We start from the raw sequence: 22,287 nt of genomic DNA on the forward strand, positions 1-22,287 counted from the left end.
GTGTAATGCGGAAAGCGCGACCCGATAGGGTAACGCCTAAAAAAAAGATAAAAAAAGAAAAACTGAATTAAATTCAGCATAAATGAAAGTAACTGACCATATAAAAGAAGCGAACGGAAAGACATTGTTTTCGTTTGAAGTGATTCCGCCAAAGAAGGGGAAGAATATTCAGGATTTATACAATAATATAGACCCGTTAATGGAGTTTAATCCACCTTTTATTGATGTGACTACGTCAAGAGAGGAGTATGTTTATATTGATAAAGGAAATGGGCTTTTAGATAAGCGGATTACACGTATGCGCCCAGGAACTGTAGGGATTTGTGCTTCAATTATGCATAAATATAATGTCGATGCTATTCCGCATTTATTATGTGGTGGTTTTACAAAAGAGGAAACTGAATACGTGTTGGTAGATTGTCATTATTTAGGTTTAGATAATGTCATGGCTTTACGTGGTGATTCAATGAAAGATGAAGCTTATTTTAAGCCTGTTAAAGGTGGAAATGCTTTTGCTAGCGAGTTGGTAGAACAGATTGCTAAACTAAATCGTGGGCTATATTTGCATGATGATGTGGATGTTGAACATCATTCTGATTTTTGTATTGGTGTGGCAGGATATCCTGAAAAGCACATGGAGGCTCCATCTTTGGTTACAGATTTAAAACGCTTGAAGGAGAAAGTAGATCGGGGTGCAGATTATGTAGTGACGCAAATGTTTTTTGATAACAGCAAGTATTTTGAGTTTGTTGAGAAGGCAAAAGAAATGGGAATAAATGTACCTATTATTCCTGGTATAAAACCTATAGCCGTAAAACGTCATTTGCAATTATTACCGCAGGTGTTTAAGATTGATTTACCGCAAGATTTGATTGATGCCGTTGAAGATTGTAAAGACAACAAAGCGGTGAGACAAGTAGGTATAGAGTTTGCAATTCAGCAATCAAAAGAATTAAAAGAAGCCGGTGTTCCGGTACTGCATTATTATTCTATGGGAAAAAGTGATAACATACATGCTATTGCTTCGGCAATGTTTTAAGCAATCCCATTGATGAGGCTGTTTTTAACCTACGTTTTAATTGTTGTTTGTGGCATTTCGTTTGCTCAAGAAAAACAGTATGCATCTTATTTTGATGTCAATTATTTTAAAGGTAATATATCGCTTCACAATAATGATATTCTTCATTTAATTCAGGGGCATCCTGAGGGTGTTATTCTTAGTTGGAATAAGAAAACCTTTGGTTTTAAAGACTGGGAGCAACGTTACAATTATCCTGATTATGGGGTTTCATTTGCTTATCAGGATTTAAAAAATGAGGTTTTAGGCAATAACTATTCGCTATACGCACATTATAATTTCTACTTTTTTAATAGAATTTTGATGATGAGAGTTGGTCAAGGTTTAACCTATACTACTAATCCGTATCATAAGGAGGATAACTACAGAAATATTGCTTTCGGAACACGTTTAATGAGTAGTACCTATGTGATGCTCAATTATAAAATGGAACGCATTTTTGGTAGGTTTGGGTTGCAAGGAGGTATGTCTCTTATTCATTATTCTAATGCTAATGTAAAGGCACCAAATACGAGCATAAATTCCATGACTTTGAATTTGGGGGTAACTTATAGTTTGGAGGATTCAGATCCTGAATATCAAGATACACTTGCTGATGATGACAGAAGATTTACAGAACCTATAAAGTATAATTTTGCATTCAGAACAGGTTACAATGAAAGTGATATCATTAATAGCGGACAATTTGCTATGTACATCGTATCTGCCTATGCAGATAAACGGATTAATAGAAAAAGTGCTTTGCAGTTTGGTACAGATGTGTTCTTTTCTAATTTTTTAAAGGAGTATATTAACTATAAGTCGGTGGCATTTGATGAAGAAGATGTTTCTGGAGAAGAAGATCATAAACGAATTGGAGTTTTTGCGGGTCATGAATTGTTTATGAATAGAACAAGTTTAGTGACCCAATTGGGGTATTATGTTTATTATCCGTTTGATTTTGAAGGACGAACTTATGTTAGGGTTGGAATGAAACGCTATTTTAATGATAAGTGGTTTGCTGCATTGACTCTAAAATCACATGGGTTTAAAGCTGAAGCAGTTGAATTAGGAATAGGGGTAAGATTATAAAGCAATGCTTATGGAACAAAGATTAACAATAGTTGGATTAGGTGTAAAAAATCTAGATTTAGCTTCTGATTTTTACGAGAATAAATTCGGTTGGAAGAAAATGAAATCTAGCAACGATGACATAAAGTTTTTTCAGCTTAATGGTATGCTTTTGTCGCTTTATTCAAGAGAAAAACTAGCAGAGGATGCTACTGTAAGTCATGAGGGTAGTGGGTTTAAAGGATTTACTTTGGCCTATAATACTAGAACTAAAGAAGAAGTTGATGAGTTAATTGAAACTTTAGAACTTAAGGGTGTCAAGATTGTTAAAAGACCTGAAGAAGCACTCTGGGGAGGCTATAGTAGTTATGTAGCTGATATGGATGATAATCTTTGGGAAATAGCTTTTAATCCATTTTTAGCTATAGATGAAAAAGGCAATACTATAGAAGAATCTGAATAAATGAAAATTCTAAGATTTACAGTTTTTACGTTTTTAATTTTTGCTTGTGATAGTGAAAATGCCAATGATTGTTTTCAAAAAACGGGAACTATTATTCAGCAAGAAATCACCGTGGACTCTTTTGATAAAATATTAGTAAATAGAGATATTGAACTCATTATAAAAGACGGTGTAGCCCAAAAAGTTGTTGTTGAAACAGGCAAGAATTTAATGAATGATGTTACAGTAGAAGTTATAGGCGGGAAACTAATACTAACGGATAATAATCTCTGTAATTATGTGCGTGATTACGGAATAACAAAGGTCTACATTACATCTCCAAACATTACTGAAATTAGAAGTTCAACCCAATATGATATTAGTTCTGATGGGGTTTTAACCTATCCAAGTTTAACGGTGTTATCAGAAGATTTTGGTGCTCCCGATACTTTTATTGTTGGAAATTTTAGAATGCAAGTTGATAATAATACGTTTAGGTTGGTCTTTAATAATTTGTCTAATTGCTTTATAAGTGGAAGTACAAATAATTTGCATGTGTCGTTCGCCGCTGGGAATAGTCGCTTCGAAGGCCGGAATTTAGTAGCTCAAAAAGTTCAACTTTGGAATAGAAGTTCAAACGATATGATTGTAAACCCTCAACAAGAGATTAAGGGAATCATTTCAAGCACTGGCAATGTTATTGCGGTAAATACGCCAGCAATTATTGATATTGAAGAATTGTATAAAGGGCGTCTAATTTTCGAATAAAGCAACGGACTGTTTGGCTATTTCCAACTCTTCATTTGTTGGAATCACCAATATTTTAACTGGAGAATTATCCGTGTTGATTTCTCTAATATTATTAGATCTAATACTGTTTTTAGCATCATCAAGGTTAATTCCTAAATACTCTAAATCAGTACAAACACGTTTACGCATTACATCTGAATTTTCGCCTATACCGGCAGTAAATACAATAGCATCCAAACCATTCATTATGGCAGCATAACTACCAATATATTTTTTAATACGGTAAGCATTCATTTCTAAAGCTAGTATACAATTTTTATTCCCTTTTTGAGCTTCTTGCTGAATTTCACGTAAATCACTAAAACCTGTTAATCCTAACATACCACTTTGCTTTTGAAGCATGTTATTAATGTCCTTTAGTTTAAAACCATGACGTTCGGCTAAGTGAAATATTATGGCAGGATCTACATCACCAGAACGTGTTCCCATTATTAATCCACTTACAGGTGAGAACCCTAAAGTATGATCAATACTTTTTCCATTTTTTATAGCAGTCATACTACAACCATTTCCTAAGTGAATGGTAATAATTTTAGAATCTGGTTTTTCTAAATACTCATTTGCCTTTTCAGAAACATATTTGTGGCTTGTTCCATGGAAACCATATAAACGAATATGATGTTTTTCTAAATACTCATTAGGAATGGCATATTTATACGCACGTTCAGGAATTGATTGATGGAAAGCGGTGTCAAAAACAGCTACTTGTTTTGCGTTTTTAAATATCTCTTCAGCTACCTCAATACCTTCTAAATTTGGAGGATTATGTAAAGGTGCTAAAGAGGATAAAGCTTTTATTTTGTCTTTTACTTCGGCAGTGATAACAGTTGTGTTACTAAAAAACTTTCCACCATGAACAACTCTATGTCCTACAATACTTATATCATCTGGTGATTTAATGACACCTGTATTTTCATCTAAAAGTTGTTCGGCCACTAGTTCTAAACCTTGTTTGTGGTTTGCTACTGGGGTAATATATTCTATGCTATCTACATTCGTTTTGAATTTAAAAATGGCGTCTTCAAATCCAATACGTTCAATTTGTCCAGAACAAATAATTGTTTCTTCCGGCATTGAAAAAAGTTGAAACTTTAATGATGAACTTCCGGAATTTAATACTAATACTTGCATAGTTTATAGGTCTTGGGCTTGAATGGCAGTAATAATTACAGTGCTATAAATATCATCAGAGGTACATCCTCTACTTAAATCGTTAACAGGTTTGTTTAATCCTTGTAACATAGGGCCAATAGCTAATGCTCCCGTTTCACGTTGTACAGCTTTATATGTGTTATTACCAGTATTTAAATCTGGGAAAATTAGTACACTTGCTTCACCTGCGACTTCAGAGTCTGGTAATTTACTTTTACCAATACGCTTATCTACGGCAGCATCATATTGAATTGGTCCTTCAATTTTCAAATTAGGAGCTATAGATTTAGCTATTTCCGTTGCTTTACGAACTTTGTCAACATCTTCACCTTTTCCTGATGCACCAGATGAATATGATAACATAGCTACTTTTGGCTCAACCCCAAAGTTCTTTGCAGTTTGGGCAGAAGAGATTGCTATTTCAGCTAATTGTTCTGCATTTGGATTAGGGTTAATTGCACAATCTCCAAAAATAGAAACGCGATCTTCTAAACACATAAAGAAAACTGAAGACACTATATTAACACCAGGTTTTGTTTTAATAAATTGTAAGGCTGGACGTAAGGTGTGTTGAGTTGTATGAGCAGCTCCAGACACCATTCCATCCGCATGTCCTTTGTGAATCATCATGGTTCCAAAATATGATACATCTGCAATCATATCCTCTGCCATTTGCCTATTTATACCCTTATGTTTTCTTAACTCATAAAGTGCATCAACATAATCATCAAAAAGAGGTGAATGTATCGGGAATACAGTATTAACATCATTCAAGTCTAATGGAATATCATATTGTTCAATGCGTGCTTGTATTTTTTCTCGTTCACCAATTAAAGTAATGTTAACTACTTGGGTATTTACTAACCTAGCTGTGGCTCTTAGTACACGTTCGTCATAGCCTTCTGGTAGTACAATATGTTTTTTGTCTTTAAGGGCACTTTGTAACAAGTTGTACTGGAACATTCTTGGAGTGAATATATCAGATTGGAAAGTGATTAATCGATCTGCTAATTTATCAGTGTCAACATGATTTTCAAAGGTAGAAATCGAGGTTCTTATTTTTTCTGAATTTTCAGCATAAATTCTAGATTTTACTTTTCCAATGTCATTAGCCACTGAAAATGTTCCACCATTTACACTAATAACAGGAACAACACTAGAAAGGCCTTCTATTAGTTTTAAAATTGAATTTTCAGGAAGTAAACCACCTGTTAAAACAATACCCGATATTTTCGGGTAATTTTTTGAAGCATGAGCTTGTAATGCTCCAAGAATAATATCTGCTCTGTCACCCGAAGTGATTACCAATGCTCCTTCTCTAAGTTTGGTTAGGTAATTTCTAAGCTGCATAGTTCCAACACCAAAATGCTCAACTTGATTGTTTAGCATACTTTTACCAAACAACACTTTTGCATCTAGTGCTTTAACAATTTCCTTTAAAGTAGGGCTTGCTAAATTTCTTATTTTAGGAATAACAGTGATATCGGTATCGCTGTTAATACGTTTGCTTAATTTAGGTTTTAAACAGTCAAGAAGTTCCTCGTCTACCTTGTTAATCATCATAGAAAGTACATCAACTTCTTCCTTAAAAGTATCATGCGCTAATTGGGCACTATCTATAATTTCCTTTTTCTTTTTACCATCACCATGTAACACTATGATTACTGGTAACCCTAGGTTTTTAGATATTAATAAATTTATGTCAAGTTCTAAACTAGAATTTTCATGAGAGAAATCTGTTCCCTCAACCAAAACCATATCAAAGCGTTCTTCTAGGCGTTTATACTTTTTGATTATTTCATCAATAACTTCTCCTGATTTTCCTTCATTGTATAAGTCTAAAACCTGACTTCTTGTGAAGGCGAAGGTTTTCTTGTAATTGATGTCAATGTCGAAATGTGAAATCACGGTATTAATGTGATTGTCCATCTCGCCTTCTTCAAGATCTTCAATAATTGGTCTGAAATAACCCACTTTGGCTGTCTTCCCTAATAGCATGCGCATTAGACCAAGAACAACCACTGATTTGCCGCTATTGGGTTCAATAGTAGCGACATAAATTCCTTTGCTCATTATACCTGTTTATTCTTCCACAAAGATACTGTATTGTGTTATTTAAAACTTAGCTCTATGTGAGGTTTAATTCAAAATTAATACTGCAACAAAATTACTACCCCATTATTGTAGTAAAGATGATATTTGTCATGGTTTTTGCTAAAGTAATAAATTGGTTAACCAATTTAGACAAAAAAGATGTAAATAATTAAGGATTGTAGTTGTAAAATTAAAATAGATTGAAATTTAAAAGACTAGTCTGTAGTTAATTCTCTAAATAAACTCTCTAAACTAGCATTTTTTTGATTTAGTTGAAGAATCTTTAATTGGTTATCATGAGCAAAGTCAAAAACATAAGAGCGCATATCTTCAGATGTGGCAAAGGTAATTTCATATACAAAGTCATGTGTGTTTTTAACTTTTTTAACCTTCGGAAGTTTCTTTAAAAAAGCATCTTCAACCCGATAATCAAATTCAACGATAACTATTTGTTCTTTTTCATCACGTAATTCGTTTAACTTTTTATCGGCAACAATTTCTCCTTTTCTTATAATAATAACACGGTCACACATAGCTTCAACTTCCTGCATAATATGTGTAGACAAGAATACTGTTTTTGTCTTCCCAATAGATTTTATTAAGTTTCTTATATCTACTAATTGATTAGGATCTAATCCCGTTGTAGGTTCATCTAAAATTAAAACATCCGGATCATGCAATAATGCAGTTGCTAATCCTACACGTTGTCTATAGCCTTTTGATAGCTGCCCTATTTTCTTATTTACTTCTACAGTTAAACCAGTAAGGTCAATAACCTCTTCAATACGTTCTTTTGTTACCTTATATATATTAGCATTAAAAGCAAGATATTCCTTAATATACATGTCTAGGTATAAAGGATTGTGCTCAGGTAAGTAGCCAACACTTTTTTGTACCTCCTTTAATTGTTCATTTATACTAAAGCCATTTACTTTAGCAATACCATCATTTGGCTGAATATAGGTAGTTAATATTTTCATCATGGTTGATTTACCTGCACCGTTAGGTCCTAAAAACCCAACAATCTCTGGTTTATCAACACTAAATGAGATTCTATTTAACGCTTTTTGGTTACCGTAAAGCTTCGAAATATTTTCAACCTCTATAGACATATTTAAAATATTTGTTCAAAAATAAATGATTATCCAATGTAAAGTAAGTTTTGCTATAAAATCTTTAAAACTTCAAAAAAAACTATAAAAATTTAATTCTACAATTTTGATTTCTTAAAATATTAACTACTTTAGCCGCTGTAATTATGAGAACAACAACGGTTTATACATATTTTAGCTTTTATTATTTCTTTTTTAGTTAAAGGAACGAGGCGTTATATGTATAAATTAAAACAATAAATTTAAATATAAGTCTCGGTGAAAATCGAGACTTTTTTTTATGATTAAAACGGTAGCCATACAAGGAGTAAAAGGATCTTTTCATCACATTGTGTCACAGCAATTTTTTGATAAGGATGTAAGTAATATTGAATGTTTAACATTTGATGAGGTAGTAGATTCTTTAATATCTGAAGATTGCGACGCAGCTATTATGGCCTTAGAGAATTCAATAGCAGGTTCTATTATTCCTAATTATGCTTTAATAGATAAATTCAACTTGCATTTGGTAGGCGAACATTACGTTGATGTTCAGCATAATTTAATGGCTTTACCAGGGCAGAATATTGAAGATATTCAAGAAGTATACTCGCACCCTATGGCATTGTTACAATGTAAAGATTTCTTTAAGCAATACCCGCATATTAAGTTGGTTGAAGATAAAGATACTGCTGAGGTGGCGCAACGAATTCATGAAAATCAATTAAAAGGGATAGGTGCAATTGCCAGTGTTTTGGCTGCGGAAATTTTTGAGTTAGATATTTTAGGAAGAAGTATTCAAACCATTAAACACAACGAAACACGTTTTGCTATTGTAAAACGAACTAATTCTGAAGTTCCAGAAAATGAAATAAACAAGGCTTCATTAAAGTTTGAAGCAGATCATAAAAGAGGAAGTTTAGCCACTATTCTTAATGTTATGAGTGATTGCAAATTGAATTTAACCAAAATTCAATCCTTGCCAATTATTGAAACGCCTTGGAAATATGCCTTTTTTGTAGATGTTACTTTTGGAGATTATAATGATTTTAAAAAGGCAAAATCGGTTATTGATATAATGGGTGAAGGCTTTAAAATATTAGGTGAATATAAAAATGCAAAGTTATGATTGAAGTAGCTAACAGATTGCATACCGTAGAAGAATACTACTTCTCAAGAAAATTAAGAGAGGTAAACCAGATGATTGCTAGTGGAAAACCAGTAATTAATTTAGGTATTGGAAGCCCTGATATGCAGCCGCCACAAAAGGTTGTTGAAGCTATTTCAGGTAGTTTACAAGATGCCAATGCGCATAAGTACCAAAGCTATCAAGGAATGCCAGAGTTGCGTGAAGCTATGGCGTCATTTTATAGAGAGCATTTTTCTGTAAGCTTGAATCCTACATCAGAAATTCTTCCTTTAATGGGAAGTAAGGAGGGTATTATGCATATTTCTATGGCTTACTTAAATGAAGGTGATGAGGTGCTAATTCCAAATCCAGGATACCCAACGTATCAATCGGTTACTAGATTAGTTGGAGCAGAACCTGTTTTTTATGAATTGGATGCTGCGAATAATTGGTTGCCAAATATAGATGAGCTTGAAAAATTAGATTTAAGCAAAGTGAAATTAATGTGGGTAAACTATCCACATATGCCAACAGGGGCGCAACCTTCAGAAATAGCATTTAGAGGCTTAGTTGATTTCGGAAAGCGACATAATATTTTAATAGTAAACGACAACCCTTACAGCTTTGTACTTAACGATAACCCAATGAGTATTCTTAATGTTGAAGGTGCAGAGGATGTTTGCTTAGAGCTTAATTCGTTAAGTAAAACCTTTAACATGGCAGGTTGGCGCGTAGGAATGGTTTTAGGAAACAGTACACTAATTAGTAATATTTTAAAGGTGAAGAGTAATATGGATTCCGGTATGTTTTACGGTATTCAGAAAGGGGCTATTGAAGCCTTAAAATGCTCTAAAATGTGGTATGTTACTTTGAATAGTGTTTACAAAAGACGTCGTGATTTAATTTGGAAATTGGCCGATGCTCTTAACTGTACTTATGATAGTGAGGCTACGGGCATGTTTGTTTGGGCTAAATTGCCATCACATTTAAAGTCGGAAGAATTTATAGATACTATTTTGAAGAATAACAATATTTTCATTACACCAGGAACAATTTTTGGTAGTCAGGGTGAAGGTTATATTAGGTTTTCGCTTTGCGCTACGGCTGAAGATATTGAAGAATGTATAGCAAGAGTTAAATAAAGATGAAAAATTTATACTTTATAGGAGTTGGGTTAATTGGTGGAAGTCTTGCTAAGGATATTAAGGAGCATAATCCTGATGTGGTTATTCACGGAATTAGTAGAAAAGACGCTACGCTTGAACAAGCCCTATCTCTTGGCTTGATTGATAAAAAAGCAACTTTAGATGATATTCAGCATGCAGATTTAGTAGTGGTTTCAATTCCTGTTGATGCTACAGTAAAACTATTACCAACAATTTTAGATAAAGTTTCAGATAACGGATTAGTAATTGATGCAGGTTCAACCAAGCAGGATATTTGTAAAGCAGTGGAAAACCATCCTAAAAGAAGGAATTTCTTAGCAGCTCATCCAATTGCTGGAACAGAACATTCTGGCCCTAGTGCAGCCATTAATGGTTTGTTTAAAGGGAAAACGAATATTATTTGTGAAGTTGAGAAAACAGCTTTTAAGCTTCAAGAAAATGCTTTAGATATTTTTAAAACATTGGGCATGCGTATTCGATATATGAATCCGGAGGCACATGATAAGCATATTGCTTACGTATCGCATTTATCACACATTAGTTCATTTATGTTAGGGAAAACGGTGATTGAAAAGGAAAAAAATGAACGAGATATTTTTGATATGGCAGGAAGTGGATTTGCTTCTACAGTAAGGCTTGCCAAAAGTTCACCAGAAATGTGGACACCTATTTTTAAACAAAACAAAACCAATGTTATTGAAACTTTGGAAGAGTATATAAATAATCTCTCTCAGTTTAAAGAGCTTATGAAACAAGATGATTTTGAGGCTATTTTTGATGAGATGAAAAACACCAATCACATAAAAGACATATTAAAAGGAATTAGTTAAGAGTAAAATTATGGAAAACAAAAAAGAAATGAGAACATGGTTAGATGATTTACAATTAGATCATCCATTAGTTATAGCAGGTCCATGTAGTGCAGAAACAGAAGAGCAAGTATTAAAAATAGCACATGAGTTAAAAGATACAGATGTAACTTATTTTAGAGCTGGTATCTGGAAACCTAGAACGCGTCCTGGTATGTTTGAAGGTGTTGGTGCATTAGGCTTAAAATGGTTGCAGAAAGTAAAAGAAGAAACAGGTATGAAAATCTGTACTGAGGTTGCTAATGCTGCACATGTAAAGTTAGCATTAGAACATGATGTAGATTTATTATGGATTGGAGCCCGCTCAACAGTATCTCCTTTTATAATGCAAGAAATTGCCGATGCTTTAAATGGTACAGATAAACCTGTGTTAATTAAAAATCCTGTAAACCCAGATTTAGCTCTTTGGTTAGGAGGAATAGAAAGAATATACAGTTCTGGTGTTAAAAATATAGGTGCTATTCACAGAGGGTTTTCAACTTATGAAAAAACTAAGTTTAGAAACAACCCTAATTGGCAAATGGCTATTGAGTTTCAAAATAAATTCCCAGACATTCCATTAATAAATGATCCATCTCATATTACAGGTAAGAGAGATATGGTATTTGATGTGTCTCAAATTGCATTAGATCTTAATTTTGATGGTTTGATGATAGAAACACATCATGATCCTGAAAATGCTTGGAGTGATGCTGCACAACAGGTAACCCCAAACAGTTTGGTGCAAATTATGCGTGATTTGAAAGTGAAAAAAGAAGCTGATGCTGAAGCGGAATACAATCAGGCTTTAAATAATTTAAGAGCTAAGATTGATATTGTTGATCATGAAATCATTGAATTGTTAGGAAAGCGTATGATAGTATCTGATGGTATTGGAAAGCTAAAAAAGGATAAAAACGTTGCAGTATTACAAAGCAAACGTTGGAACGAAATTTTAGGAAGAATAATTCTTGAAGGACAAGAACATGGTTTAAGTGAAGAATTTATCTTAAAAATGTTTAAAGCTGTTCACCAAGAATCAATTAATCACCAAGAAAAGATAATTAACGGATAGTTTTTAATTTTTAAAATAAAAAGAAAGCCTCACATTTGTGAGGCTTTCTTTTTAGATTACTGTTTGTTTCGTTTAAAGATGTATCGGGTAATAAAAATACCATTAGGATCTTTGTCTCCCGCACTTTCAACAGCACTAGTAACAAAAGCCAAATCCCAGCCTTCTGCTATCATAGCAGTGATTTTAGAAGAAATTAGCGCATCGTTTGATGCTATATTTTGAAAACGAATTCCTCCAATATTGTAAAAGTTCAAAAGTTTTGTTTCCTCAAAATCTTTAACACGAATCTCCTTTCTTTTCGATTTGTTTCGTGTATTATCTTCTTCAGTTTGTTCTGAAGTATATGCTTCAAAATCTCTATCAGCTGTAGCTGAAATAAGTCTGGAACGACCCAATCCATTCGGAACAATTGACTCTATACTTGTAATTACCTTAAACTCTACCTGAGCATTCATTTCCAAAAAACTAACTAATGAAATAGCCAGCACCATTAATAATTTTTTCATGTTGTTGTTTTTGTTTAAAATTGATAGACTAATATATATGTATTCTTACAATTAAAATAATTATTTTAGGTTACTTTTGAACTTCATTATGACAGGACTAGTTTATAAATCTACAGGAAGTTGGTACACGGTTAAGACCGAGTTGGGTAAAGTGTATGAGTGTAGAATAAAAGGCAAGTTTAGAATAAAAGGTATTAAAAGTACCAATCCTATTGCAGTTGGTGATGTTGTGGATTTTGAGCTGGAGACACATAATAATGAGGAAACTGGGGTCATTTACAAAATACATGATAGAACAAATTTCATAGTTCGTAAATCTGTAAACCTGTCTAAGCAAACTCATATTATAGCAGCTAATTTAGATCAGGTTTTCTTAATGATTACCATTAACAACCCGCCAACATTAACCAGTTTTATAGATAGGTTTTTAGTGACAGCAGAGGCTTATTCCATAAAAACTATTTTGCTATTTAATAAGATTGATGCTTATGATGAAGAAACAATTTTAGAAGTAAAGTATCTTGCACATGTTTATAGAAAAATAGGATATGAGTGTATTGGGGTTTCAGCTAAAACCGGAAAAAATGTTGATAAGGTAAAAGCCTTAATGAAGGGTAAAGTGAGTATGTTTTCTGGTCATTCAGGTGTTGGTAAATCTACTTTAGTAAATGCTATTCAACCAGATTTAAACCTTAAAACCAAGGAGATTTCAACTTTGCATATGCAGGGGCAGCATACCACTACCTTTGCTGAAATGTTCGATTTAAGTTTTGATGCTAAAATTGTTGATACGCCTGGTATAAAAGGCTTTGGGGTAGTTGATATGGATAAAGAAGAGGTTGGTGATTACTTTCCCGAAATCTTCGCCTTAAAGCAAGACTGTAAATTCAATAATTGTTTACATTTAAAGGAACCTAAATGCGCGGTAAAAGCAGCTTTGGATGATGATGAGATTTCGTATTCTAGATATAGAAGCTATTTGCAAATTATTGAAGGAGAAGATGAGCACTATAGAACTGATAATTGGGATAATAACTAGATGAAAGTAGTTGTTCAAAGAGTCTCTAAAGCAAGTGTTACTATTGATGACAGGAAAGTAGCTGATATTGGTAGCGGACTTTTAGTCCTTTTAGGAATAATAAACGAGGATACTCAAGAGGATATTAAATGGCTTTCAAATAAGGTGGCGAACCTACGCGTTTTTGGAGATGAAAACGGCGTGATGAATAAGTCTTTAATAGACATGAATGGAGATGCAATTGTTGTGAGTCAATTCACCTTGCATGCTTTAACCAAAAAAGGCAACAGACCTAGTTATATTAAAGCTGCTAAGCCTGATGTGGCCATTCCACTGTATAAAGCTTTTGTGAAACAGTTAGAAATTGATTTGGGTAAAAATGTTCAAACAGGCGAGTTTGGTGCAGATATGAAAATAGAACTATTAAATGATGGTCCAGTAACCATTATTATAGATTCTAAAAATAAGGAATAAATGGCGTCATTATTTGCCCATGGCATTGTAGGTTATACGTTTACAAAAGTTATAGATAATAAAAGTTTAAAATGGCTGGTTATTGCGGCTATATTTTCTGCTATTTTTCCAGATTTTGATGTAATTGCCTTTAAGCTTGGTATTCCTTATATGCATCCGTTAGGTCATAGAGGCTTTACACATTCTATAGTTTTTGCATTTTTATGGGCGTTTTTGTTGGCGTTTACATTAGGCAGAAAAAACAAACTTATTTGGTTTGTGGTTATTCTTTTATCCACGGTATCACATAGTGTTTTAGATGCCATGACATCAGGTGGACGAGGTGTAGGGTTCTTTATTCCTTTTAATAATGAACGTTTCTTTTTTCCTTTTAGAGGGATTCAAGTATCTCCACTAGGTATTCAAAAGTTTTTTTCAGCATGGGGTCTTAGGGTGATTTATAGCGAAATCAAATTTGTTTTTGTTCCATGTTTTCTTATTTTAGTTGTAAGATTTTTACTTATTAAGATGAAAAGTAAGTTTTTAAGTCAAACATGATTTTTCTCATATCTTAAAGTAAATAAGAATAATACATTTAACCCTAATAAATTCTATTCCTACGTTATGAACGTTAAACACATAGCGAGTATACTTCTGCTTTTCTCATCTTTCACCATTTTTTCTCAAGAAAAATTATATACAAGTGCTACAATTCCTGATAATCTTATACAAAATGCAAATGCTGTTGTAAGAGAAAATAGTGTAAATATTATTTTGAAATCTTCCAGCGAAATGCATGTTACAACAAAACGAATTATTACCGTACTAAATAAAAAAGGGAATGACAATGTTGGAGCCTATGTTCATTATGATAATAATGATCGGATAAAGGATCTTCAAGTCTTGGTATATAATGCATTTGGAAGTCAAATAAAGAAGGTGAAAAAGAATGATTTTAAGGATGTAAGTGCTGTTGATGGGGGTACTTTGTACTCTGATTCTAGAGTGAAATATTTAGAATATACACCAATAGATTATCCGTACACTATTGAGTTTATTTGTGAAAAAGTAAATAGTAATACGGCATTTATTCAGTCTTTTTATCCGGTAAACAATTATTTTTTGAGCGTAGAAAACAGTGCTTACAGTATCAGCTATCCATCTGGGATAAATATTAGGACAAAGGAAAAGAATTTTGAAAAAGTTGATTTAGAAAAAGAAGAATTGGATAATGAAATCAGCTATAAGGTTGAGAATTTAGAAGCTATAAAGCCAGAAGATTATAGTCCGTCATTTTCGGTTATGGCGCCAAGAGTTTTGGTGACATCTAATCAATTTACTTTAGAAGGTGTTAAAACTCAAGTGGAGGATTGGAACGATTTCGGAAAATGGATGTACCATGATTTAATAAAAGATACTCAAGATTTACCTGCTGGAACACGTTCTATCATAGAAAATTTGGTTGAGGGAGAAACTGATGATATCGAAAAAGCTAAAAAAGTATATCAATATGTTCAAGATAAAGTAAGGTATATAAGTGTTCAAGTTGGTATTGGAGGTTGGAAACCTTTTAATGTTTCAAAGGTTGACAGACTCGGGTATGGAGATTGTAAAGCGTTAACTAATTACACTATGGCGCTTTTAAAGGCTGCAGGAGTTGAATCTCATTATACGGTTGTTTATGCTAAAAGTTCTCAGAGAAGTTTAGAGAAGGATTTTGCTGCAATGCAAGGAAACCATGTTATTCTTAATATTCCGCAGGAAAATGCAGAAGATATTTGGTTGGAATGTACTAGTCAAAAATTTCCGTTCGGCTTTATTGGCGATTTTACAGACGATAGAGATGTATTAGTTATTACTCCTGAAGGGGGCAAAATTGTCCATACAAAAAAGTATGATGTTGAGGAAAATTTACAAACTATACACGGAATTTGTAATATTTCTAATGAAGGTGCTATTGAAGCAAAAGTTAAAGTGGTTTCCAAAGGAATTCAGTATGATAGTAAGTATGGTTTGGCCTTTGTAACAGATAGAGATTTGGATTCGGAATATAAAGAGAGATGGCGATACATTAATGGACTTAATATTGAAGAAATGGCCATCAAAAATGACAGAGATAACATAGAATTTATTGAAGATATTGGCTTTAATGCATCCAATTACTCTAAAGTTATTGGAGAAAGAATGTTGGTGCCTCTCAATGCTTTAAATAGAAGCAGACATGTTCCTGATAGATATAGAAACAGGAAACTGCCTTTGCAAGTTAAAAGAGGTTTTAAAGATGTAGATGTAGTTGAAATTAAATTACCATCAGATTATAAAATTGAATCACAGCCTCAAAATATTTCTATGGAAAATAAATTTGGAAGCTACAAAATGGAACTTGAGGTTAAAGACGAAAACACCTTGATTTACAATAGAGAGTTTATTATAAAGGATGGTGATTTTCCCAAAGAAGATTATAGTGGTTTTAGAGATTTTTATAAAGAAGTTTCAAAAAAAGACAACGCAAAAATAGCATTAATCAAAAAATAAATTAAATGAGAGTACTAGTATTAATCCTCACTTTGAGTTTTACAGTAACAACTTTTTCGCAGAATATTAAATTCGGAAAAGTGTCAAAAGAAGAATTAGAAGAAACAGTTAATCCTTTAGATTCAACGGCAAATGCTACCTATCTATACAAATACAGGAAGAGTTATTTTGAGTATGAACAAGAGGAAGGTTTCGTTTTAAAAACTGATATTCATGAACGTATAAAAATTTACAATCAAGAAGGTTTTGATTATGCCACCAAAAAAATAAGCTTATATAAAAGCAATGGGGGTAATGAGGAAGATATTTCTAATATAAAGGCTAATACTTATAATTTGGTAGGAGGAAAAGTAATTGATGTCAAGCTTAACAAAAGTGGTATTTTCGAATCAAAAGATAATAAGTACTCCAATGAAGTTAAATTCACCATGCCTAATATAAAACCAGGCTGTGTAATTGAATATAAATATCAAATAACCTCTCCTTTTTGGTCTAATGTTGATGAATTTGTTTTTCAACATAACATCCCTATTAAAAAGTTAGAAGCAAGTTTCAGTACACCAGAGTATTTTAATTTTAAGGTTAACACTAAAGGTTTTTTGTCTGTTGTCCCTGAGGTTGAAAGCAAACGTGGTTCTATAGTTTTTAATAATAAAACTAGGTCAGGTCAGTATACCGTACGTACTACATATAGTAGTTCTGAAGTAGAGTTTACTAAACAGATTTCAAGGTATAATTTAGAAAATGTACCAGCTTTAAAAAATGAACCTTATGTGAACAGTATAAATAACTATCGGTCTTCTATAAAATATGAGTTGTCCTTTACTAAATTTCCACAATCAACTGTAAAGTATTATTCTACCACATGGGAAGATGTAGTTAATAATGCTTATAAAAGTTCAAGTTTTGGAGAAGAACTAAAGAAGACTACATACTTTCAAAAAGATATTGATGCCCTAATAGGTTCGGTTTCAGATCCAGTAAAAAGAATGGGTCTGATTTTCGATTTTATAAAATCTCAAGTAAAATGGAATGGTTATTATGGTTACTATTCCGGTGATGGAGTTAGAAAAGCCTATAAAGATCATGTTGGAAGTTCTGGTGATATTAATTTAATGCTTACCGCAATGTTGCGTCATGCTGGTTTAAATGCAAACCCTGTTTTAGTTAGCACAAGAACTCATGGAATACCTCTATTCCCTACTAGAGAAGGCTATAACTATGTAGTTACATGGGTTAAGTTACCAGATGGTTCGGTGGCGTTATTAGACGCTACAGATAAATATTCAGTACCAAACGTATTGCCTTATAGGGCTTTGAATTGGCAAGGGAGAATTGTGGCTAAAAATGGAGGGTCTGGGTTAATTGATTTGTATCCTAAAACTAAATCAAAGAATTCAATGACAATGATGGTGAAAATTGATGAAGAGGGTACATTAGAAGGAAGTTATAGAAGTATAAAAACTAACCACAGGGCATTATCATTCAGGAATAGTTATAACGAAGCTAATAAAGATGACTATTTAGAGAAGTTAGAAAATAAATACAATGGTATTGAAATTTCTGATTATGAAGTGAAAAATGATTTAGATTTATCTAAACCAATCCAAGAATCTTACAAGTTTGTTAAGGAAAGTCAAGTAGATATTATTGGTGATAAAATGTACTTTTCACCATTATTCTATTTAAAAACTAGTGAAAACCCTTTTAAGTTGGAGAAGAGAGAGTTTCCAGTAGATTTTGGATACCCGTCTATAACTTCTTATAGAATGATTATAAATATCCCAGAAGGTTATAAGATTGAAAGTGTGCCAGAATCAGCGGCAATTGGATTGCCTGATAACTTAGGATCGTTTCAATATAAAGTTGTTGGTAATGGTAGTACAATTCAAGTATCGGTTGCTTCTCAGGTTAATCAACCTATTGTGTCTCCAATATATTATGAGGCGTTAAAAAAATATTTTAATACATTTATCGAAAAAGAAGCAGAACAGGTAGTTTTAACAAAAGTATAAATGGATATAAAAAACGCTCAAAAAATTGTAGACAATTGGATTAATGAACACGGAGTACGTTATTTTAATGAGCTTACCAATATGGCTCAACTCACTGAAGAAGTGGGAGAGGTAGCACGTATCATAGCTCGTCGTTATGGAGAGCAAAGCGAAAAAGAAAGCGACAAGGATAAAGATTTAGGCGAAGAATTGGCCGATGTTTTATTTGTGGTATTGTGTCTTGCAAACCAAACGGGAGTAGATTTACAACAAGCTTTTGATAAAAGAATGGATAAGAAAGCAAAACGTGATCATGATAGACATCATAATAATGAAAAGCTAAAATGATAACTATCTCAAATTAAAACTTTAAGAGGCCTTTTAAAAAAATAAACAAGATTCATAGTATTAATCTTCATTATCCTGTAAATTTGCTGCTTGTTAAAAACACTATTTAAAAAGCATGCAAATTACGCTTCAAAAGTCTGATGTAGTTAAACAGTCTTCAGTTCAAATTACAGGTTCAAAAAGTGAGTCTAATAGGTTATTGCTATTAAAAGCATTGTACCCCGTTTTCAATCTAGAAAATGTATCCAATTCAGATGATAGTAACCTAATGACTAATGCATTGGCTACAAATTCTGAGGTAATAGATATTCATCATGCCGGTACAGCAATGCGATTTCTTACAGCTTTTTTTGCTATTCAGGAAGGTAGAGACGTTACGTTAACAGGCTCCAAACGAATGAAAGAGCGCCCTATTAAAATTTTAGTTGAGGCTTTACAAGACTTGGGTGCTGATATTAGGTATGCTGAGAATGAAGGTTATCCGCCAATTAAAATTAAGGGAAAAAAGCTTATTAAAAATAAAGTGTCTTTGGCTGCTAATGTTAGTAGCCAGTATATTTCAGCGTTATTATTAATTGCTTCAAAACTTGAAAATGGTATAGAGATAACTTTAGAAGGAGAGATTACCTCCGTTCCATATATAAAGATGACTTTAAGCTTGTTGGATGAAATAGGCGTAGAAACTTCATTTGAAAGAAATGTAATTAGGGTTCAACCATCAGCCAATTATCATCAACCTGCAACTTTAACTGTAGAATCAGATTGGTCATCGGCATCTTATTATTTTAGTATCGCAGCCTTAAGTGAAGTAGGGACAGAAATTACCCTGTCTTCATACAAAGAAAACTCATTACAGGGAGATTCTGTTTTAGTTGAAATATATAAGCAATTTGGTGTAAGTAGTTCTTTTAATGGTAATTCAATTACTTTAAAAAAGGAAGCTACAGTCTTAGAACATTTAAATTTAGATTTAAAGAATGCGCCAGACATAGCTCAAACTATAGCAGTGACATGTTTTGCTTTAGGAATGTCTTGTGATTTAGTAGGGCTTCACACCTTAAAAATTAAAGAGACAGATAGATTAGTAGCTTTAAAAACAGAAATAGAAAAGTTAGGAGGCGAGGTTGAAATTACCGATAAATCATTACACTTAAAAGCTGCAAACAATATCAAAGAATTGGTATCTATTGGTACATATAATGATCACAGAATGGCAATGGCATTTGCGCCTTTAGCATTAAGAGTACCAATAATTATAGAAGATGCTATTGTGGTTTCCAAATCATATCCAACCTTTTGGGATGACTTAAAATCTATCGGGTTTAAAATTACCAAATAATAATCAGGTATTTACTTGACAACCCCTATCCTCAGATTGTATATTTGCAACTTTTAGAATTTTATGAGAATTCATAAAACTTCAAAAATGTATCACTTTATAAAGATTTTTACATGAAATTATCACATTTTGGCTTTGATTTACCACAAGAACTTTTAGCAGAATACCCTTCAGAACATAGAGATGAAGCACGCCTAATGGTTCTAAATAGAAAAGAGCAAACCATTGAACATAAATTGTTTAAAGACATTATTGAATATTTTAATGAAGATGATGTTTTAATTTTAAATAACACAAAAGTTTTTCCTGCTAGACTATATGGTAATAAGGAAAAAACTGGAGCTAGAATAGAAGTATTTTTATTAAGAGAACTTAATGAAGATCAAAGATTATGGGATGTTTTGGTAGATCCAGCACGTAAAATAAGAATTGGAAACAAACTTTATTTTGGTGATGATGACACTTTAGTGGCAGAGGTAATTGATAATACAACATCTCGTGGTAGAACTCTTCGTTTTTTATATGATGGTTCTTATTCAGAATTCAGAAGAAAATTAAACGAACTTGGAGAAACACCGCTTCCAAAGTATATAAAAAGAGACGTTGAGCCAGAAGATGAAGACCGTTACCAAACTATTTACGCTAAAAACGAAGGAGCGGTAGCTGCACCAACTGCAGGGCTTCACTTTTCAAAGCACCTTTTAAAGCGTTTAGAGATTAAGGGTGTTAATTTTGCAGAGGTTACTCTACACGTTGGTTTAGGCACCTTCAATCCTGTTGAAGTAGAAGACCTTTCAAAGCATAAAATGGATAGTGAGGAAATCACTATTGATAAATTTGCTGTGAATACTGTTAACCAAGCTATTAATGATAAAAGGCGTATTTGTGCTGTGGGTACAACTGCTATGAGAGCTATTGAAAGTGCGGTATCATCAGGAGGTATGCTTAATGAAATGGATGGTTGGTCAAATAAATTTATTTTTCCGCCGTATGATTTCAGTATAGCAAACTGTATGATTACCAATTTTCATACACCAAAATCTACGTTGTTAATGATGGTTTCTGCCTTTGCAGGTCATGATTTTATCATGAAAGCTTATGAAGAAGCAGTTAAAGAAAAGTACAAATTCTATAGCTACGGAGACGCCATGTTAATTATTTAATCATGTATTAAATATCAAAATATAAGCCTCGTTTATCGGGGCTTTTTTTTTATTGTATTTAAGAACGAAGTATTGAATCTATTTTACAATACCATTTCGGTATAGGGAATTATAGTTTTATATCCTTTGTTGATAAAATAATTGATTGAATGCGCTTTTGAGGTTGCCAAAACAAAATCACCACCCCATGCTCCAAGACTTTTAATACTGCCATTAAAATCGTTAAATAGAAGTCCTTTAACCGGTGTTTGATTAGTGATTTTAGCTATCAAAAATTCATGTTGGTTTATCAGGCTTTCAAACTCATCCAAAGAATCACAATGAATCATTTTTGAAGTAAGAGTGTTAATTTCAGAAATAACTGTTTTTACATTTTCTTTGTCTTGGGCTCTATAATGAGCTATTCCTTCTCTGCTGTTTTGCTTTTTATTCAAATGAACAAAATAGAGATGTTCCTTAAATTCAGGATTAAACTCCTGGAGATTAATGAAAACCTTATTATTTAATATTTGATAGCTAATAGGGTTGTTGTTTTGAGCGCAAGCTATATCATAACCGCTTCCTCCAAAAGTGAGTTCTAAAAGCTTAAAAGCATTAATCTTTGCCCATTGGGCAATATTGTTAATTAAAGTAGATGATGTACCTAGTCCCCAGTTTCTAGGAAAATCTAGAACGGTGGTTATGTTATATCCGCTATTGGAATTTAAAAAATTGGGGTTAAGTTGTTTTGCAGCTTTAAGTATCTGTAGTAATCTTATAGTTGTATTATCATCCTGCATGGATTTGAGTTTCTCGCTATCAGAAAATTTAAATGTACCATTAAACCATTCAATTCCTTTTTCATCTAAACTTTTCCATGAAATTATAGGTTCGTCAATAGGTTCTACTGTAAGAGATTGACCGTACTTGGTAGGAATGGCCAGAGAATTGGCCCCGTCAAGAACAACATATTCTCCAGAAAGTAAAAGTTTCCCGTTGCTATAAAATTTTTGCATG

General features: G+C 32.8%; 21 protein-coding genes. 16 read left to right on the top strand and 5 right to left on the bottom strand.

Annotated features, from left to right (window positions below):
• The first annotated feature begins 82 nt into the window (after positions 1-82).
• From metF to FUA22_RS01285, 4 genes are read left to right on the top strand one after another with little or no spacing between them, the layout of a single operon-like run.
• A complete protein-coding gene (gene metF, locus FUA22_RS01270) occupies positions 83-1,039 on the top strand; it encodes a methylenetetrahydrofolate reductase [NAD(P)H] (RefSeq protein WP_147765799.1) in 957 nt (318 codons plus the stop codon).
• 12 nt (positions 1,040-1,051) lie between these two features.
• On the top strand, positions 1,052-2,149 hold the full coding sequence (locus tag FUA22_RS01275; RefSeq protein ID WP_147765801.1) for an acyloxyacyl hydrolase: 1,098 nt from the start codon (positions 1,052-1,054) through the stop codon (positions 2,147-2,149).
• A 10-nt stretch (positions 2,150-2,159) separates the two neighbouring features.
• On the top strand, positions 2,160-2,591 hold the full coding sequence (locus FUA22_RS01280) for a VOC family protein (protein ID WP_147765803.1): 432 nt from the start codon (positions 2,160-2,162) through the stop codon (positions 2,589-2,591).
• Positions 2,592-3,338: a head GIN domain-containing protein gene (locus tag FUA22_RS01285; RefSeq protein WP_147765805.1), complete on the top strand. Its 747-nt coding sequence runs from the start codon at positions 2,592-2,594 to the stop codon at positions 3,336-3,338. It begins immediately after the preceding gene.
• Here FUA22_RS01285 and FUA22_RS01290 read toward each other — a convergent pair.
• The 3 genes from FUA22_RS01290 to gldA form a co-directional block, all read right to left on the bottom strand.
• Positions 3,324-4,511: an acetate/propionate family kinase gene (locus FUA22_RS01290; RefSeq protein WP_147765807.1), complete on the bottom strand. Its 1,188-nt coding sequence runs from the start codon at positions 4,509-4,511 to the stop codon at positions 3,324-3,326. The genes FUA22_RS01285 and FUA22_RS01290 overlap by 15 nt on opposite strands.
• Before the next feature lie 3 nt (positions 4,512-4,514).
• A complete protein-coding gene (pta, locus tag FUA22_RS01295) occupies positions 4,515-6,605 on the bottom strand; it encodes a phosphate acetyltransferase (protein ID WP_147765809.1) in 2,091 nt (696 codons plus the stop codon).
• A gap of 236 nt (positions 6,606-6,841) precedes the next feature.
• A complete protein-coding gene (gldA, locus tag FUA22_RS01300; protein WP_147765811.1) occupies positions 6,842-7,738 on the bottom strand; it encodes a gliding motility-associated ABC transporter ATP-binding subunit GldA in 897 nt (298 codons plus the stop codon).
• A gap of 280 nt (positions 7,739-8,018) precedes the next feature.
• Here gldA and FUA22_RS01305 point away from each other — a divergent pair, with 280 nt between their 5' ends.
• The 4 genes from FUA22_RS01305 to FUA22_RS01320 are packed head-to-tail and all read left to right on the top strand — an operon-like array spanning position 8,019 to position 11,935.
• The gene (locus FUA22_RS01305) at positions 8,019-8,846 is read left to right on the top strand and encodes a prephenate dehydratase (RefSeq protein WP_147765813.1); all 828 of its coding nucleotides are present in this window, start codon (positions 8,019-8,021) and stop codon (positions 8,844-8,846) included.
• Complete coding sequence (locus FUA22_RS01310; protein ID WP_147765815.1) at positions 8,843-9,988, top strand: pyridoxal phosphate-dependent aminotransferase; 1,146 nt, start codon at positions 8,843-8,845, stop codon at positions 9,986-9,988. The genes FUA22_RS01305 and FUA22_RS01310 overlap by 4 nt, the downstream gene beginning before the upstream one ends.
• A gap of 2 nt (positions 9,989-9,990) precedes the next feature.
• A complete protein-coding gene (locus FUA22_RS01315; RefSeq protein ID WP_147765817.1) occupies positions 9,991-10,842 on the top strand; it encodes a prephenate dehydrogenase in 852 nt (283 codons plus the stop codon).
• Between the two features lie 10 nt (positions 10,843-10,852).
• Positions 10,853-11,935 (top strand): bifunctional 3-deoxy-7-phosphoheptulonate synthase/chorismate mutase type II, encoded by a 1,083-nt coding sequence (locus FUA22_RS01320; RefSeq protein WP_147765819.1) that lies wholly within the window; start codon positions 10,853-10,855, stop codon positions 11,933-11,935.
• Between the two features lie 56 nt (positions 11,936-11,991).
• Here FUA22_RS01320 and FUA22_RS01325 read toward each other — a convergent pair whose 3' ends face one another.
• Positions 11,992-12,441, bottom strand: a complete 450-nt coding sequence (locus tag FUA22_RS01325) for a hypothetical protein (protein WP_147765820.1) — start codon at positions 12,439-12,441, stop codon at positions 11,992-11,994.
• Positions 12,442-12,529: 88 nt separating this feature from the next.
• On the opposite strand from FUA22_RS01325, the gene rsgA reads away from it, so the two are divergent.
• The 8 genes from rsgA to queA all read left to right on the top strand — a co-directional run bounded on the left by rsgA (position 12,530) and on the right by queA (position 21,291).
• The gene (gene rsgA / locus FUA22_RS01330; RefSeq protein ID WP_147765822.1) at positions 12,530-13,480 is read left to right on the top strand and encodes a ribosome small subunit-dependent GTPase A; all 951 of its coding nucleotides are present in this window, start codon (positions 12,530-12,532) and stop codon (positions 13,478-13,480) included.
• Positions 13,481-13,933 carry a D-aminoacyl-tRNA deacylase gene (dtd, locus tag FUA22_RS01335; protein WP_147765824.1) on the top strand — a complete coding sequence of 151 codons (453 nt, stop codon included), beginning with the start codon at positions 13,481-13,483 and terminating at the stop codon, positions 13,931-13,933.
• On the top strand, positions 13,934-14,470 hold the full coding sequence (locus tag FUA22_RS01340; protein ID WP_147765826.1) for a metal-dependent hydrolase: 537 nt from the start codon (positions 13,934-13,936) through the stop codon (positions 14,468-14,470). It abuts the gene before it with no gap.
• A 66-nt stretch (positions 14,471-14,536) separates the two neighbouring features.
• Positions 14,537-16,447 carry a DUF3857 domain-containing transglutaminase family protein gene (locus tag FUA22_RS01345; protein ID WP_147765828.1) on the top strand — a complete coding sequence of 637 codons (1,911 nt, stop codon included), beginning with the start codon at positions 14,537-14,539 and terminating at the stop codon, positions 16,445-16,447.
• 5 nt (positions 16,448-16,452) lie between these two features.
• Positions 16,453-18,462 carry a DUF3857 domain-containing protein gene (locus tag FUA22_RS01350; RefSeq protein WP_147765830.1) on the top strand — a complete coding sequence of 670 codons (2,010 nt, stop codon included), beginning with the start codon at positions 16,453-16,455 and terminating at the stop codon, positions 18,460-18,462.
• Positions 18,463-18,789: a nucleotide pyrophosphohydrolase gene (locus tag FUA22_RS01355; RefSeq protein ID WP_147765832.1), complete on the top strand. Its 327-nt coding sequence runs from the start codon at positions 18,463-18,465 to the stop codon at positions 18,787-18,789.
• A gap of 115 nt (positions 18,790-18,904) precedes the next feature.
• Positions 18,905-20,128 carry a 3-phosphoshikimate 1-carboxyvinyltransferase gene (locus FUA22_RS01360; RefSeq protein WP_147765834.1) on the top strand — a complete coding sequence of 408 codons (1,224 nt, stop codon included), beginning with the start codon at positions 18,905-18,907 and terminating at the stop codon, positions 20,126-20,128.
• Positions 20,129-20,241: 113 nt separating this feature from the next.
• On the top strand, positions 20,242-21,291 hold the full coding sequence (gene queA, locus FUA22_RS01365) for a tRNA preQ1(34) S-adenosylmethionine ribosyltransferase-isomerase QueA (RefSeq protein WP_147765836.1): 1,050 nt from the start codon (positions 20,242-20,244) through the stop codon (positions 21,289-21,291).
• A gap of 83 nt (positions 21,292-21,374) precedes the next feature.
• On the opposite strand, the gene FUA22_RS01370 is transcribed toward queA, so the two are convergent.
• A complete protein-coding gene (locus FUA22_RS01370) occupies positions 21,375-22,286 on the bottom strand; it encodes a GYDIA family GHMP kinase (protein WP_147765838.1) in 912 nt (303 codons plus the stop codon).
• Position 22,287 lies beyond the last annotated feature (1 nt).

This window comes from Seonamhaeicola maritimus (genome assembly GCF_008056315.1).
Taxonomy (GTDB): Bacteria; Bacteroidota; Bacteroidia; order Flavobacteriales; family Flavobacteriaceae; genus Seonamhaeicola; species Seonamhaeicola maritimus.